The sequence below is a fragment of the Tardiphaga sp. 20_F10_N6_6 genome, from assembly GCF_052076045.1.
Lineage (GTDB): Bacteria > Pseudomonadota > Alphaproteobacteria > Rhizobiales > Xanthobacteraceae > Tardiphaga > Tardiphaga robiniae.
Genome location: NZ_CP197239.1, coordinates 6,152,596 through 6,167,950, shown reverse-complemented (window position 1 = coordinate 6,167,950; position 15,355 = coordinate 6,152,596). Strand labels below are relative to the sequence as shown.

The window sequence follows — 15,355 nt, the reverse complement described above, 5'->3', positions numbered from 1 at the left end:
ACCGATGCCGACCGACACCGCAGTTGCGCCTGAAGCCGATGAAGAGGTGCTCTACTCTGTCGCCCATGGCATCGCGACCGTCACGCTCAATCGCCCGCAACGGTTGAACACGATCTCACGCGAGATGCTGTCGCAGCTCAGCGAACTGTTCCTGAAAGCGGACGCTGATCCCGAAGTCCGCGTGGTGATCCTGACGGCCACCGGCCGCGCCTTCTGCGCCGGGCTCGACATGGCCAGCGCCACCAAGGGCACCGGCATCGGCTCCGCCAATGACGCCAACAACAACCGCACCACGCTCGATCTCAAGACCGCGCCCCCGATCGTGATGTTCAACATGGAGAAGCCTACCATATGCGCCATGAATGGCGCCGCTGCCGGCTATGGCATGGACGTCGCGCTCGGCTGCGACATGCGCATCATGGCGGAGAGTGCCAAATTCGCCGCGGCCTTCGTGAAACGTGGCGTGGTGCCTGAATCCGGCGGCACCTGGTTTCTGCCGAGGATGATTGGCTGGGCCAAGGCAGCCGAGCTGATCTTCACAGGCCGCACACTGTCGGCGCGCGAAAGCCTCGAAATGGGCCTTACCAACGAGGTGGTTGATGATGCGGAATTGATGACGCGCGCCAATGCAGTGGCGGCCGAGATTGCCGCCAATGCGCCGCTCGCAGTGCAGGCTGCCAAACGCATGATGCGCTCAGGTCTGTCCGAGAGCTTTGGCGACCACGTCCATCACGTGTTCCTGCAATTGCTGCCGCTGTTTCGCACAGCGGATTTCCGCGAAGGCATGGCGTCGTTTCTCGAGAAGCGCCCAGCCAAATTCACCGGTGAGTGAGCGCGACGCACAAACATATCGACGCGGTGTTGTGCGCCGCGTCATGCTTTGCTGATTAAGTCAGCTTTCCAACTTCAGGGCTTGGTGCATACTCCCGGCATTCGAGCCGCATCACAAAAACCTGCATAGACGGGCCGATGCGGTTGATCGAGCCACAGGGAGGACACTTGACCATGCAGCATGACTGGAAAGTTCTGCGAGTGACTTTGCTCGCCGGCGTTGTCGTAGCGCTTACGTCCACCGCAAGCCACGCGCAGAAGAAGTACGATACTGGCGCCACCGATACCGAGATCAAGATCGGCAACATCATGCCGTATAGTGGCCCGGCGTCCTCCTACGCGACGATCGGAAAAACCGAGGCTGCCTATTTCAAGATGATCAACGAGAAGGGCGGCATCAATGGCCGCAAGATCACCTTCATCAGCTATGACGACGGCTACAGCCCGCCGAAGACGGTGGAGCAAGCGCGCAAGCTGGTCGAGAATGACGAAGTGCTGTTCATCATGAACCCGCTCGGCACGCCAGGAAATACGGCGATCCAGAAATACATGAACACCAAGAAGGTGCCGCAGCTGTTCGTCTCGACGGGCGCCGCGAAATGGGCCGATCCGAAGAACTTCCCTTGGACCATGGGCTGGCAGCCGAGCTACCAGGCCGAGGCGCGCATCTACGCGCAATACATCATGAAGAATCATCCCGGCAAGAAAGTCGGCGTGCTCTATGCCAATGACGACTTCGGCAAGGATTACATCATCGGACTGCACGAGGGGTTCGGCGATAAGGTCAAAGATTACATCGTCTCCGAGGTGCCTTATGAGACGGCGTCACCAACGGTGGATTCACAGATCGTGCAGATCAAGGCAGCCAATCCGGATGTCTTCATCAACATCGCCACGCCAAAATTCGCTGCACAGGCGATCAAGAAGGTCGGCGAGATGGGCTGGAAGCCCGTTCACATCGTCACCAATGTCTCGGCATCTGTCGGCAGCGTGATGAAGCCCGCGGGCTATGCCAACTCGCAGGACGTGCTCAGCGCGGCCTATATGAAGGATCCCAAGGATCCAACATGGAAGAACGATCCCGGCATGCTGGAATGGTCGGCCTTCATGGACAAGTACTATCCCGAAGGCGACAAGGAAGACGGCGCCACCGTGTTCGGCTACGGCGTCTCGCAGGGTATCGTCCAGGTGCTCAAGCAATGCGGCGACGACCTCACGCGCGAAAACATCATGAAGCAGGCGGCGAGCCTGAACATGGAGATCGGCATCTATCTGCCGGGCACCAAGATCAAGACCAGCCCGACCGACTTCAGCCCGCTGGAGCAACTTCAGATGCAGCGGTTCAAGGGCGAAAGCTGGGAGCTGTTCGGACCGCTGATGTCCGGCGAGAAGAACTCGTAAGCGATACGCTCCGGCGTCCCCTCTCCTGAGCCAGAGGGGACGCACGCGTGCTGAGCCACGCGCTCTCGTTGCTGGCCCGCTCTCCTCAATCGTGCATACTCGACGCAAGCCGCGGCGATCGACGGTCCACTCAGATGGACCGCACCGCGGGCATACAAAACGTTAGAGGAAGCGATGCACAGGACACTGCCCCGCGGGATGACTCTCGCGCTTTCCGCGCTCATGTTCGGCGCGCTGGCCACGCCATCTCACGCGCAGAAGAAATACGATCCCGGCGCCAGCGACACCGAGATCAAGGTCGGCAACATCATGCCCTATAGCGGGCCGGCATCGTCCTATGCCTCGATCGGAAAATCGGAGGCCGCCTATTTCCGGATGATCAACGATCAGGGCGGCATCAACGGCCGCAAGATCAATTTCATCAGCTATGACGATGCCTACTCGCCGCCGAAGACGGTGGAACAGGCGCGCAAGCTGGTCGAGAGCGACGAAGTGCTGCTGCTGTTTAATCCCTTGGGCACCGCGACGAATTCCGCGATCCAGAAATACATGAACATCAAGAAGGTGCCGCATCTGTTCGTATCGTCCGGCGCCTCGAAATGGGCCGACCCAAAGCACTTCCCGTGGACCATGGGCTGGTCGCCCAGCTACCACAATGAGGGGCGCATCTGGGCCGCATGGATCCTGAAGAACCATCCCGATGCCAGGATCGGCGTGCTGTTCCAGAACGACGACATGGGGAAGGACTATTTCAGCGGCGTGCGCGAAGGGCTCGGCGACAAGGCTGACAAGATGATCACGGTACAGGCGAGCTTCGAGACCAGCTCACCGACAGTAGATTCGCAGATCGTCCAGATCAGGACCGCCAATCCCGATGTGTTCCTGAACATCGCCTCGCCGAAATTCGCCGCGCAGGCGATCAAGAAGGTGGCCGAGCTGAACTGGAAACCGGTGCAGATGCTGGTCAACGTGTCGCAATCGGTCGGCTCGGTGATCAAGCCCGCAGGCTTCGACAATGCGCAGGGCGTGATCAGCGCAGCCTATATGAAGGACCCCACCGATCCGCAGTGGAAGGACGATCCGACCATCAAGGAATGGCTTGCCTTCATGGACAAGTATTATCCCGACGGCGACAAGAACGACATCTACACGCTGTACGGCTTCGGCATCGCGCGCACACTGGCACATATTCTCGAACGTTGCGGCGACACGCTCACACGGGAGAACGTGATGAAGCAGGCCACCAGTCTCGACTATGAGGTCGGTATCTTCCTGCCCGGTACCCGCGTCAAGACCAGCCCAACCGACTACAGCCCGCTGCAGCAGTTGCAGATGATGCGTTTCAAGGGCGAACGCTGGGAACTGTTCGGACCCGTGCTGAGCAGCGAGTAGGACGAGAGCGCCCTACTTCGCTGCATCCTTGGCAGGCGCTGGTGCATCCTTGGCCGCCGGCGCGTCTTTCGCGGCAGCTGGAGCTTCCTTCGCAGCCGGCGCCGGCTTCTTCTGCGCCGCCTGCAGCTCCTCCACCGTTTTCTGCAGGGCAACGACGGTAGCCTTCAGCGCCTCGACCTGACGGTTGGTCGCATCAAGCCGCTGTTGCTGATCAAGCCGCAGCTTCCCCAGCGTCTGCTGGAGGAAATTGACGTTGCTTTGCAGGCAGCTGGTGCGGCGCTCCATGGTCTTTTCGACCGTGCAGATCTCGATTCCCGGCACATCCTGCGCCTGCGCCTTGGCGGCGCCCAAAATGGTCAGCAATGTCATCGCTAGGATTGTTCGGCCGCGCATCATTTTCCCCATCATGTCCGTCATGCCGCCAAGACCAAGCGGTGCTGGCGCCCGGCTGTCAACCAGGTGTGATGGAAACGAAGAAGATGTCCGCCCGTTCCTTGGACCGGAGCACCTCATGGCGACGCGTGAACGACGGCTAGCCGAATTCGATGGCCAGGGTGATCCTGAGCCTGATCAGGCGGTGCAAGTGTTGTGCGAGGACCACAGCGGCACCTATCAACTGCCCTTCCCTTGCGTGTTCACGGATGGCGAATGGCGCAATGCCGAGACGGGCAGCATGGTCGAGGCACGCGTGGTCGGATGGCGGCTGTCACGTACATCGTGATGGCCGTGTGCCTGCTTCAGGGGCGGCGGTGCACTGCGCCGACCGGCGCTTATGCGTATAGATAGCCGACAGGCTTGCCCTCGGTCCGCAGGGGGCGAATGTCCTTCTGTGTAATGATCTTGGCCGCCAGGCCGTCGATTTCATCGCGCTGGGTCGGCGTCCAGCTTCGAAGCTGCTCCATGCCCTTCAGAAGGCCAAGCCGAAGGACTTGCGTATTTTCGCCCATCCCGATGAGACTGGTCGAATTCTTGCCCGCCGTCACGACATCACCGGCGGCAAGTTCGAACGTCTTCCCAGCACTATCCACGAATTCGGCCGTGCCGCGAATGACGCGATAGACGACAACCTCACCTCTCGCGAAAGAAGCGGCATCCACGGCCGGCGCTGAACTCTTCGGCAAGAGCGACTTGCCATGCGGATCGGTTGCGATGATATGACCCGTAACAAGATGACCGCTCGGAGCCTCGATGCCAATATCGCGCACATAGACGGGCGCCGCCGACTTGATGCTGTCATCAACCAGCGGCTTGAAGAGCGCATCCAGTGCCAGCGGGTCCTGAAGCCAGAAGCCTGCATCATCCGGGCGATCATGCAGCGCATGGGTCCAGGCCATACGTGGCGTTTCAGCTTCGTTGATCTGATCCGGACCCACGATTGTCGGGTTCGGGAAGGTCGTCGGATCCGTCACGAAGGCTTCGAGAAACTTGCCGGAGTAGCCCATGGAGAGGGGATCGGGCACCACCGTCTGCGGCGTCTTCAGGTTCTCCTCGGTAGACAATCCCGACCAGGTGTAGAACAGCTGACGATGCACGATCGCGCTTTGCAGCATCACTGCGCCAGGGCCGACATTGTAGAAGCGCCCATCGTAATCGAAGGTGAACATGCCCGACGTAACCAGCACGAGCTGGAAGCCGCCTGGTGGCAGGTGGAGATGGAAATCGGTAGGACCAGTATCTTCGCGATAGATCGGCAGATTGGTCGCGACCTCATGGAGCAGGAAAGTTTCGTTGTTGGCGTGAAAGCCCTCATTGGCGCGGCTATAAAGTGCCTGCGGGCGATAAGTCGCCTCGTATGTCGTGTCCTTGTGCCGATCGATCGCTACGAAATCCCCATGATTCAGGCGGAGAGGATCGCCGTTCGGGTGCTTAAGCCCAGGCCATTTGAGGTCGATCGCAGCATGTACATTCATGGGATCCTCCAACGTGTTTAAAAACACCCGGGGACCGAACTGTGATTGGCGTGCAATCGATCGGCAGCCAACGCAATGCGGCTCGCGAGAAATTGCTGCTATGCGAAAATCGCGCCAGCTGGCGTCAAAGGCGTTTTGATACCAATCGCGCTCGTTAGCAGGTGATCTGGCGGCCAAACCGCGCAAATCCCCGGGCAAGCACTACAAATTCTGGATACAAGTTGAGCACGCCGTGCCCGATCCGTGAGCCGGCGGGGCGTTGCCAAACTATCAATCAGTACTCAACCTCGAGCTCTTCGATATCGGTAGGCTCCTGCCTGGCCGCGGCAATCCATTCCTGCATTTCGGGCAGGTTCATCACCATGCTGGCATAGGCTGATAGCTGCGGATCGAGCTTGACGTCATAGGTCGCGAAGCGCGTCACCACCGGCGCATACATGGCGTCCGCCATGCTGCGGGTGCCGAACAGGAAAGGGCCGCCGGACTTCGACAGACACTCGCGCCAGATCGTGCAGATCCGGTCGATATCGGCTTGTGCCCGCGACCAGATCTTGAAGTTCGGAAAATGCCCTTTGATGTTGACCGGCAGCGATGCCCGCAATGTCGTGAAGCCGGAATGGATTTCGCCCGAAATTGAGCGGCAATGCGCCCGCAGGATGCGGTCCGCCGGCAATAGCTTAGCTTCCGGCATGATCTCGTTGAGATATTCGGCGATTGCCAGTGTATCCCAGACCACCGCCCCTTCATGGCGCAGGCAGGGCACCAGGATCGATGAGGACAGCAACAGGATCTCGGCCTTGGCGGAGGCATCGTCCGGCGCCGTAACGACTTCGTCGAACTCAAGGCCTGAGAATTTTGTCAGCAGCCACCCTCGCAATGACCACGACGAGTAGTTCTTGCTGCTGATGGTGAGTGTTGCGTTGGCCATGACTTATCCCCTTACGCCCGAACCCAGGCAGCCCGTCAGCCCTCGGGGTAACCGGTTCCCGGCTGCCCATTGCTTGTGCTGCTTTAATTTTATTCAGCAAACCACGTGCCAGTTTTCCAGACGAATTGACTCTTCTCTGGCTTCAATATTGCATAGCAACACAGCAGGGATAGCTCCGGATGATGTCAATGATGTATCAGGCCTACCAGAATCACATGGATCTGACAGCACCTTGGCGCACCGGTGCGTCTGCCGCATTGAAGTACCTCAATCTCGTCCCGGCCGGCACCTCCGAGAAACTGTTCGGTCGCCTCGCGGCAGCACTTGAGCTGATCTCGCGCTCCGCCCTCACCTATCATCGGCCCGAATTCGATATCGGCAAGGTGATGGTCGGTAACAGCGAGCATGAGGTGACGGAAGAAGTCACCTTCAAGACGCCATTCGGATCGCTGCTACACTTCAAGAAAGAGAATGCACCGGAGCAGCCCCGCATGCTGCTGGTGGCGCCAATGTCCGGCCACTTCGCGACGCTGCTGCGCGGCACCGTGAAGACGCTGCTGCAGGATCACGATGTCTATATCACAGACTGGCACAACCCGCGTGACATACCGCTCAATCAGGGCAAGTTCGGCCTCGACGAGTATACCGAGCACCTGATCACATTCATGAATGAGCTCGGCCCGCGTTCGCACATGGTCGCGATTTGCCAGCCGTCCGTGTCGGCGCTGGCTGCAGCAGCTATCATGTCGGAAGACAATCACCCCGCCCGCCCGGCAAGCCTGACACTAATGGCGGGCCCGATCGATACGCGCATTCAGCCGACCAAGGTCAACGAGTTCGCCAAGAGCAAGCCGTTGAAGTGGTTCGAAGAGAACATGATCAACTACGTGCCGTTCCAGTGCAAAGGCGCGTTCCGGCAGGTCTATCCCGGCTTCATTCAGTTGACTGCATTCGTCTCGATGAATCTCGAGCGGCACATCAAGTCACATGTCGATCTCGCCAATCATCTCGCCAAGGGCGAGACCGAGAAGGCGGAAGTCATCAAGACGTTCTATGATGAATATTTCGCCGTGATGGATCTGCCAGGAGAGTTCTATATCGACACCATCCGCGATGTGTTCCAGGAGCATCTGTTGCCGCAAGGCAAGCTGACCTACAAGGGCCGGACCGTGAACTGCGCATCGATCAAGCGCATGGGGCTGATGACGGTCGAGGGCGAGAAGGATGATATCTGCTCGATCGGCCAGACTCTAGCAGCCCAGGATCTCTGCACCGGCGTTCGCGCCTATCGCAAAGTCCATCACATGCAGGCCGGTGTCGGCCACTACGGTGTATTCAGCGGACGCCGTTGGAACAACGAGATCTACCCGCTGCTGCGGGATTTTGTTCACGTGAATTCGTGAAACCCTGCGTTGTATACAAATAGTCGGGCGCTTCACCCAAATTGGTGACGCGGATGTCGCAGGAATAACCTACGTCGATACCGGGAATTGTTTCGCCGCTGCTTCAGCAGCATAGCAGCGGTTTCTTATTACCGCTTCGGCGGACCGTGTATTGACGACTGCACGATTTTTCACCGGACATACTTACGCATCAAGGCCGGCCATCGTGCCGGCCTTTTTCGTGGATTTTTCAGGCGTCCCGGTCCGGGATCAATTGAACTCGCGGCTGGCCCAGAAGCCGAACCAGGTCCACCTGCCGCTCGACGCCAGTTTTCAAGAAGACGGATTTCAGCTGGGTCCGCACGGTATTCAGGCTGACGCTCTGCATTTTCGAGATGGCGGTGACTGAGTTGCCATCGATCAAAAGGCTGGTGATCCGCGCTTCAGCCGGCGTCAAATCGAACAAAGCCTGCAGAAGCTCCGGACCCGGGCTGCGCTGCTGGTGGGTGATCGGCGTCAGGAGCAGGATCGACATAGCGCCCGCAAAAACATCGAGACCAGCCAAACGGAGCGGCAGCACATGCGCGATCAAGGGTGGGCTGTGCTCAGTCCCAGAAATTGGAATTGAACGGCCCGTTTTCGACAGAGATAAGGGCTTGCTCAGCGCCTCGATAAACATGGTCTGAGCGACCTGCGAGGCGAACTGCACCTGATCCTGCGCGCCAATGCCGACAATCGTCGTGCTGGAAATGAACCCAGGATTGGCCGCGATAACGCGCCCCTCCTGACTGACAGCACTCGCGGGAAGGCCAATCATCTGAAGTGTTGCAACCGCCGTACGGGCGCGTTCGAAGCCCAGACGACCGGACAACACCGCCGCACGGGCCAGATGAGGCCGGAGGCCATCCAGTTGATCCGCCACAGCGCGTTCAACCGGCCCCTTGGCATAAGCCTTCTCCACCGAAATCACGAGCGTATCACCGGAGGGAGACCGTACCGAGGTACCGGCGCACCAGCCGAGACCCGCCGGCCGGAGAATGTCCCGATAGAAGCTCTCATTGTCGAGTTCTTCCATCGTGAAACGGTCCAGGTCCGTCAGAAACCACGGCTCGTTTTCCGCGATTAGTCTGGCGCTTCGTGGATTCTTGGTCGCATAGGGACTCTTGGTCCAACGATCGATCCGCTCGCGAATTCTCTCAGATGACGTCCACCGCGGAATGCCAGGCGCGGATGCGAAAATCATCGCACCTTCGGCATCTGCCATCTCCGCCAGGCGATCAAACACCTGCGGCCAACGCTCCGGCAAAACTCCCGCTTCATAAATCTCGTCAACGAGCGTTTCAAAATTCACGGACGTATCCAGCAAAACGGTTTCCGGCGGCTCGCGTCTCGGTCATCACGGTGAGAAAGCAGCACCCATCATGCAACACCGCAGACACCAGACAATTCCCGAGACCATTCGGAAATCTGCGACCACGATGCTGATGTGCGCGAAATGCCACTTTCGCCAGCCGCCGTTCAGGAGGCGAATGGTATTCACCGCCTAACTAGACCGGTCCCGCGCTGCTCGCCAGTGTAAAGCGAGAAGTTTTACGCCAGAGGTGCTTTTGCCGGTGGCAACTCCCGCGGCAAAATCAATGCAGCGACGATCACCAGCGCCGACAAGGCGGCAAAGGCGTGCAACATCATGATGAAGCCACCCTGCTCGTACAACCACGCGACAAGCCCGACCGAGGCTCCCGCTGCGGTAAAGCCAACGAAATAACGCACGGCGTAGGCGCGCGACCGCCACTCCTCGCTTGTATACTTGCCGACGATCGCCTCGTTGACGGTTATCTGCCCGAACAGACCAATGATGATTCCAATCGCGACGACAATCAGTGAGATGTTCGACTGCGACGCTGCGAAATACAGGAACGGCGCGAGCACCAGCGACAATGGAACGCTCACCGCCTTCAGCGAGTGCTTATCGATCAGCTTGCCGATGTTGTACTGGGTTGCCGCGCCGAAGACGTAGACGCAGGCGGCAATAATGCCGAGCAATGCCGGGCTGTCCGTCATGTCGGACAGACGCTCGGCAAACAGTTTTGGCAGCGCGACGGTGATGGCGTTGAAGACGGTGGAGATCGCGACCACCGTGACCAACAGTGCAAGGATCACACGCCACATGTCGGACTTCGCGACGCGCGCTTGCGCCGCAGCCTGTTTGAATCCCGAGCGATCTTCATGTGCGACCTCGCGCATGAAGACAACACCAGCTGCAACAGTGACGAGGCCGGGAATGATGAAGGCCCAGCGCCAGCCGAGGAACTGACCAAGTACGCCGGTGATCAGTGCGGAAGATGCCACGCCGAAATTGCCGAACACGCCGTTAATGCCCATCGCGCTGCCGAGCTTGTCGGCATAGGAGACGATCATCGCCGTGCCGACCGGATGATAGATCGACGCGAATAGGCCAACCGAGAACAGCGCCGCACCAAGCTGCAAAGGCGTCTGCACCAGGCCGACAGCCATCATCGACAGACCGATGCCGTAGAAGAAGATCACCATCATGTGGCGACGGCTCCAGCGGTCCCCGAGCCAGCCAGTCACCAGCGAGCCGGCTCCAAACGCCATGAAGCCCGGCGTCGCATAGGGCAGCAACTCGGTATAGGTCATATTCATGGCCGGACCCATCACGAGCACCGCTGCCGCAAAGATCAGCATCGCGTAGTGGTCGATGAAATGGGCGACATTAACGAGGGTGATGACCCGGCTGGGGACGTTCATGAATCGATTCCTTGGCAACCTTGGAATGCCGTTATATGAGCTTGCTCTAACGGGATGTTGCCAATGAATGTCGCAGAACCGCCAATCCTGGACTTATCGGAGCGACGGCGCCCGGCGACGGACGGTGTCCACATCCTGGCGACGCGCTACCCCAAGGGTATCCGGCTGGACACTCATGCCCATCGCGAGGCGCAACTCGTATTCGCCGCTGCGGGCACTATGCAGGTCACGACTCCAAAGGGCCGCTGGCTGGTGCCACCGGATCGCGCGGTCTGGGTGCCGGCCCACCTGCCCCACGCCATCGACGTTCTGGCCGACATCGAGATGCGCTCGCTGTATTTCAACGTCGATTGGCTGGCGCGGGATCGACGCAATGGCGATCTCGCAGCGGAGTTCGTGGTTCGCGTGTCGCGCCTGTTGCACGAGTCGATCCTGGCGCTGTTCGATGGGCGCGATGACGTCGCACGGAATCGGTTGTTGATCGAGATTGCCATGCTCGAACTGCATCAGGCAGGCGATCCCGCGACGTTCATGCCGCTGCCGCAAGAGCCGCGCTGCCGACGTGCGGCGGAGATGGTGCTGACCGATCCGACGCAGACTTACGAGATCGAAACATTGGCGCGCACCGTCGGCACGTCTGCACGTACACTATCGCGGCTTTTTTCGGCAGAGACGCAATTGAGCTTCAAGAGCTGGTGTCAACGCGCCCGGATCGCAGAGGCGATCGAACGACTATCGATGAACCGCAACGTGTCGGTGAAGCAGCTCGCTGCCGATCTCGGCTATGCCAGCTTCTCGGCGTTTTCGCACGCGTTCCGGCAAGTGACGGGCAAGAGCCCGACAGAGTTTATCGAGGCGAAGTAGCGCCGCTTAGCGCGGCACCACCGCAGTCGCTTCGATCTCGACGCGCGCAGCGAGTTCAACCAGACGCACGACCTGCACCAGCGCCATTGCCGGATAGTGTGCACCGAAGATCTCGCGATAGGCCTGACCGAGCGCTTTGAGATTGCCGAGATATTCTTCCATATCGACGACATACCAGGTCAGCCGCACGAGATGCTCGGGCTTCGCGCCACCTTCCGCGAGGATGTCGGAAATGTTCTGCAGTGCCTGACGCACCTGCGATACAAAATCCGGCTTCAGCTTCTCCTCGGCGTCCCAGCCAATTACACCACCGGTCACGACGATGCGGCCATCTGCCGTCATGCCGTTGGCATAGCCTTTGGGCTTCGGCCAGCCACTCGGCTGCAATGCGCGCGAAACGGATGCTGCAACATCGCCCTTTGCGTTTGGCACCACGGTCAATGTCGGGCCCTTTGGTGCATTCACCGGGCAATCCTCCCTGAAAGAAACGTCTTCAAACTTATGCGGCAACGGTCGGTGACGCGCCCGCCGCAGCCTGCTGGCGAAGCGCAAAGCGCTTCAGCTTGCCGGTCTCGGTCTTGGGCAGTTGCGTCACGAATTCGATGGCGCGCGGATATTTGTAAGGCGCGATCTCGCGCTTCACGTGGTTCTGCAACTCGGTCGCCAGCGCGTCGCTCCCTGCCTGACCGGGAGCGAGAACGACATAAGCCTTTACGATCATACCGCGATCGGCATCGGGGCAACCGACAACGCCGCAATCGACCACGGCTTCATGGGTGAGCAACGCAGCTTCCACGTCGGGGCCGGCAATATTGTAACCCGCCGACACGATCATGTCGTCAGAACGTGACTGGTACCAGAAGTAACCATCCTCATCCATCAGGAAGGTATCGCCGGTGATATTCCAGCCGTTCTGCACGAACTTCAGTTGACGCGGATCGGCGAGATATTTGCAACCCGTTGGGCCCTTGACGGCGAGACGGCCTAGCGTGCCCGGCGCCACTTCGTTGCCTTCGTCGTCAATGATCCTGGCCACATAGCCCGGCACCGGCTTGCCGGTCGAGCCCGGGCGGATTTCTTCCTCAATGGCGCAGATGAAGATGTGCAGCATTTCGGTGCCGCCGATGCCATCCATCAGCTTGATGCCGGTCGCCTTCAGCCATGCATCATAGGTGCCCTTCGGCAACGTTTCGCCTGCCGACACGCATTTGCGGAGCGTCGAAAGATCGTACTGATCAATCTTGCCGAGGATCGCGCGATAGGCGGTCGGCGCGGTGAAGCAGACCGTGACCTTGTGCTTGGCAACAGCCAGAGGCAGCTCGTCCGGGCCGGCCTTCTCGAGCACCACGAAGGACGCACCGATATGCAGCGGAAACAGCACGCCGCCGAAGCCGAACGTGAAGGCCAGCGGCGCCGAACCGATGAAGCGATCTTCCGGACTGGCGCGCAGCACATTGCGTGCGAATCCGTCGCACACCGCGAGCATGTCGCGGTGGAAATGCATGGTGCCCTTCGGGTCGCCCGTTGTGCCCGACGTGAAGGCGATGAGGCAGATATCATCCGAGGCCGTATCGACGGCGGTGAATTCCGGGCTGGCCTCGGCGATCATCTTGTCGAGTTCGGCTTCACCGGCCCCCCAATAGACGACGCGCTTGAGTTCAGGCGAAACCGCCTTGGCCTTCTCCATCTCGTCGGACAGCTTGCTGTCGCAGAGCGCCAGCGAGATCTTCGCCTTCTGCAGTGGATAGGACAGTTCCTTGGCGCGCAGCAGCGGCATGGTCGACACGCAAACGCCGCCGGCCTTGATGATGGCGAGATAGGTCGCAACCATCATCGGATTATTGGCCGACCGCAGCAGCACACGGCCACCGGTAACAAGACCGAGCTTGTTGACCAGCACGTTGCAGATCTTGTTCACGAGCTCATAGAGTTCGCGATAGGTATAGCTCTCGTTCAGCCCGATCATGCACGGCGCATCGCCGCGCCCTTCAGCAACCCAGCGATCGAGAAACGGCACCACGCAATTGATGCGCGGTGGATAGTGAAATTCTGGCCGGGTGAAAAGAAACTCCGGTAGCTGTTCCGGCGGGGGCATATTGTCCCGCGCAAACGTATCAACATGCGCCGTATAAGGCTTTGTCAGCTGAGTATCAGCGGCCATTGCAATGCTCCCGTCACGTCAGATGCCCGGCAACGTCATCCAAATATCATTTTAGACTTAAAACAGTTTTCCGCAACTGCGGAGTCTTGCGGCACGCCGAAATTTTCGGCTGACAACGTCGATTTGCGCGGATTGTTTAGGCAAGTCAGCCTAAAGCGTGGCCAGCGCCTTCAGCCGCAGCACCATGGCGGACTGCGGATCGGCCAGTGGCGCGACGGCGGTAAAATGATTTGCGCCGGGAAGCGCCTCGAAGCGCGCGGGAATATGGACACCCCAGGCGTCGACGATGCTTTGGCTCTGCCGCAAATATTCGACACCCTCGTCGCCACCAACCACGGCATCGAGAGATCCGTGCGAAGGCGCCGGCCAGAACAACGGACTGACCTCACGGGCGCCGGCATCATTCAAATGCAATGCATTGTTGATGGACGTCGGCACCAGCGGCGCCAGATCGAACAGCCCAGAGATCGCATAGGCGCCGACAATCAGGTCCTGCGGCAGCGCGGAATCGAGCGCGCGCCAATCCGTCGCCAGCATGCAGGCCGCGAGATGACCGCCCGCCGAATGGCCCGACACGACGAGCCGCCTGCCGAGCTTCGCCAGCTCTCGGGTCGCCGCACGCATCTGCGCGATGATATCACCGACCGAGACGTTCGGACACAAATCGTAGCTGGGGATCACCACGCTGATGCCATGGCTGTTCAGCCCACGCGCCAGATGGCTGAAGAACGAGGCATCCAGCGCCTGCCAGTAGCCACCGTGAATGAAGACGACAATCGGACCTTTGTCGCCGGCGGGAAAGTAGTCGATCCTGTGCCGTGCGCCCGAGCCATATGGAATGGCCCGCATCGGCACGCCGCTGTCGCGATAGGCTTTGGCGTCCTGTGCCCAGCCGGCGATCAGCGCAGAGCTTTCCGGCACTTTTGCGCGGTTATTGTATTCGGCTTCGAGATCGATCACTGCACTCACCGCGTCGCGTTTACGGCGCCTTGCCGTTCGCTGCCTTTTGCGCCGCCTTCTGCGCGGAAGCCTTGGTCTTGGCCAGCAGCCGCATCAGTTCGCGAACATCCTTCGGCGCCAAATCCGTGAAGATTTCGGCGATCCAGGTCTCGTGCTCTTCGGCCATCTTGCGAAACTCGGCGCGACCGAGTTTGGTGAGCCGGATCACTTGCACCCGGCGATCGGTGTCAGAGGTACGGCGATCGACATGGCCGGATTCCACGAGGCGCTCGACCAGACCGGTGACATTGCCGTTCGACACCATCATCCGTTTCGAGACATCCGACAGGGTCATACCGTCCGGCACCTTGTCGAGCTGGGCCATCAGATCGAAGCGCGGGAGCGTGACATCGAAGCGTTCGCGCAAGCGGCTGCGGACTTCACCCTCGATCAACGTCGTACAAGTCAGGAGCCGCAGCCACAGGCGCAGCTCATCGCCGTGATCATCGGGAAGTTCGACGGCCTTGGTCTCGGAATCGAGAATCATGATGCAATCTTACCTGCTTGAAGCTCCTGCGGCGGCCGAGAGACCGGCAATCCACAATCTCGTACCGCCCCATACCGATCCTTTGACCTTCAAGGAATTTCCGTCCGACCGCAAGCCAAAACGCCGCAGCCTTGACCGCCGTCGATTTTGAATATTTCTTTAAGGTTCAAATAAATTGGCCTACGGTTTGCATAGGGTATTCGGCTGATTTCTGACGCCTGGAAGTCATTT

15 protein-coding genes are annotated in these 15,355 nt (G+C 59.5%); 6 read left to right on the top strand and 9 right to left on the bottom strand.

Annotated features, from left to right (window positions below; all coding sequences use genetic code 11):
• The first annotated feature begins 4 nt into the window (after positions 1 to 4).
• The 3 genes from AB7813_RS29405 to AB7813_RS29395 all read left to right on the top strand — a co-directional run bounded on the left by AB7813_RS29405 (position 5) and on the right by AB7813_RS29395 (position 3,624).
• Complete coding sequence (locus AB7813_RS29405) at positions 5 to 832, top strand: enoyl-CoA hydratase/isomerase family protein (RefSeq protein ID WP_439063303.1); 828 nt, start codon at positions 5 to 7, stop codon at positions 830 to 832.
• A 173-nt stretch (positions 833 to 1,005) separates the two neighbouring features.
• On the top strand, positions 1,006 to 2,232 hold the full coding sequence (locus tag AB7813_RS29400; RefSeq protein ID WP_120288995.1) for an ABC transporter substrate-binding protein: 1,227 nt from the start codon (positions 1,006 to 1,008) through the stop codon (positions 2,230 to 2,232).
• 198 nt (positions 2,233 to 2,430) lie between these two features.
• The gene (locus AB7813_RS29395) at positions 2,431 to 3,624 is read left to right on the top strand and encodes an ABC transporter substrate-binding protein (RefSeq protein WP_439063302.1); all 1,194 of its coding nucleotides are present in this window, start codon (positions 2,431 to 2,433) and stop codon (positions 3,622 to 3,624) included.
• A 12-nt stretch (positions 3,625 to 3,636) separates the two neighbouring features.
• Here the strand turns inward: AB7813_RS29395 and AB7813_RS29390 are convergent, their stop codons facing one another.
• Positions 3,637 to 4,017: a hypothetical protein gene (locus AB7813_RS29390; protein ID WP_374725678.1), complete on the bottom strand. Its 381-nt coding sequence runs from the start codon at positions 4,015 to 4,017 to the stop codon at positions 3,637 to 3,639.
• Positions 4,018 to 4,135: 118 nt separating this feature from the next.
• Here AB7813_RS29390 and AB7813_RS29385 point away from each other — a divergent pair, with 118 nt between their 5' ends.
• On the top strand, positions 4,136 to 4,345 hold the full coding sequence (locus AB7813_RS29385) for a hypothetical protein (RefSeq protein ID WP_309946718.1): 210 nt from the start codon (positions 4,136 to 4,138) through the stop codon (positions 4,343 to 4,345).
• Between the two features lie 49 nt (positions 4,346 to 4,394).
• Here AB7813_RS29385 and AB7813_RS29380 read toward each other — a convergent pair whose 3' ends face one another.
• Both AB7813_RS29380 and AB7813_RS29375 read right to left on the bottom strand, forming a co-directional pair.
• A complete protein-coding gene (locus tag AB7813_RS29380; RefSeq protein ID WP_439064594.1) occupies positions 4,395 to 5,534 on the bottom strand; it encodes a hypothetical protein in 1,140 nt (379 codons plus the stop codon).
• A gap of 274 nt (positions 5,535 to 5,808) precedes the next feature.
• Positions 5,809 to 6,462, bottom strand: a complete 654-nt coding sequence (locus tag AB7813_RS29375) for a glutathione S-transferase family protein (protein ID WP_439063301.1) — start codon at positions 6,460 to 6,462, stop codon at positions 5,809 to 5,811.
• A 179-nt stretch (positions 6,463 to 6,641) separates the two neighbouring features.
• Between AB7813_RS29375 and phaZ the strand changes: the two genes are divergently transcribed.
• Positions 6,642 to 7,865 carry a polyhydroxyalkanoate depolymerase gene (phaZ, locus tag AB7813_RS29370; protein ID WP_439063300.1) on the top strand — a complete coding sequence of 408 codons (1,224 nt, stop codon included), beginning with the start codon at positions 6,642 to 6,644 and terminating at the stop codon, positions 7,863 to 7,865.
• Positions 7,866 to 8,094: 229 nt separating this feature from the next.
• On the opposite strand, the gene AB7813_RS29365 is transcribed toward phaZ, so the two are convergent.
• Positions 8,095 to 9,195: a helix-turn-helix transcriptional regulator gene (locus tag AB7813_RS29365; protein WP_141137173.1), complete on the bottom strand. Its 1,101-nt coding sequence runs from the start codon at positions 9,193 to 9,195 to the stop codon at positions 8,095 to 8,097.
• A 239-nt stretch (positions 9,196 to 9,434) separates the two neighbouring features.
• A complete protein-coding gene (locus AB7813_RS29360; protein ID WP_089267410.1) occupies positions 9,435 to 10,613 on the bottom strand; it encodes an MFS transporter in 1,179 nt (392 codons plus the stop codon).
• A gap of 63 nt (positions 10,614 to 10,676) precedes the next feature.
• On the opposite strand from AB7813_RS29360, the gene AB7813_RS29355 reads away from it, so the two are divergent.
• The gene (locus tag AB7813_RS29355; RefSeq protein WP_244528438.1) at positions 10,677 to 11,477 is read left to right on the top strand and encodes an AraC family transcriptional regulator; all 801 of its coding nucleotides are present in this window, start codon (positions 10,677 to 10,679) and stop codon (positions 11,475 to 11,477) included.
• A 6-nt stretch (positions 11,478 to 11,483) separates the two neighbouring features.
• On the opposite strand, the gene AB7813_RS29350 is transcribed toward AB7813_RS29355, so the two are convergent.
• The 4 genes from AB7813_RS29350 to AB7813_RS29335 form a co-directional block, all read right to left on the bottom strand.
• Complete coding sequence (locus tag AB7813_RS29350) at positions 11,484 to 11,942, bottom strand: RidA family protein (protein WP_089267412.1); 459 nt, start codon at positions 11,940 to 11,942, stop codon at positions 11,484 to 11,486.
• Between the two features lie 34 nt (positions 11,943 to 11,976).
• Positions 11,977 to 13,644 carry an AMP-binding protein gene (locus AB7813_RS29345; protein ID WP_439064593.1) on the bottom strand — a complete coding sequence of 556 codons (1,668 nt, stop codon included), beginning with the start codon at positions 13,642 to 13,644 and terminating at the stop codon, positions 11,977 to 11,979.
• A 144-nt stretch (positions 13,645 to 13,788) separates the two neighbouring features.
• The gene (locus AB7813_RS29340; RefSeq protein ID WP_441228902.1) at positions 13,789 to 14,598 is read right to left on the bottom strand and encodes an alpha/beta hydrolase; all 810 of its coding nucleotides are present in this window, start codon (positions 14,596 to 14,598) and stop codon (positions 13,789 to 13,791) included.
• 19 nt (positions 14,599 to 14,617) lie between these two features.
• Positions 14,618 to 15,124 carry a MarR family winged helix-turn-helix transcriptional regulator gene (locus AB7813_RS29335; RefSeq protein ID WP_184514565.1) on the bottom strand — a complete coding sequence of 169 codons (507 nt, stop codon included), beginning with the start codon at positions 15,122 to 15,124 and terminating at the stop codon, positions 14,618 to 14,620.
• Positions 15,125 to 15,355: the final 231 nt, after the last annotated feature.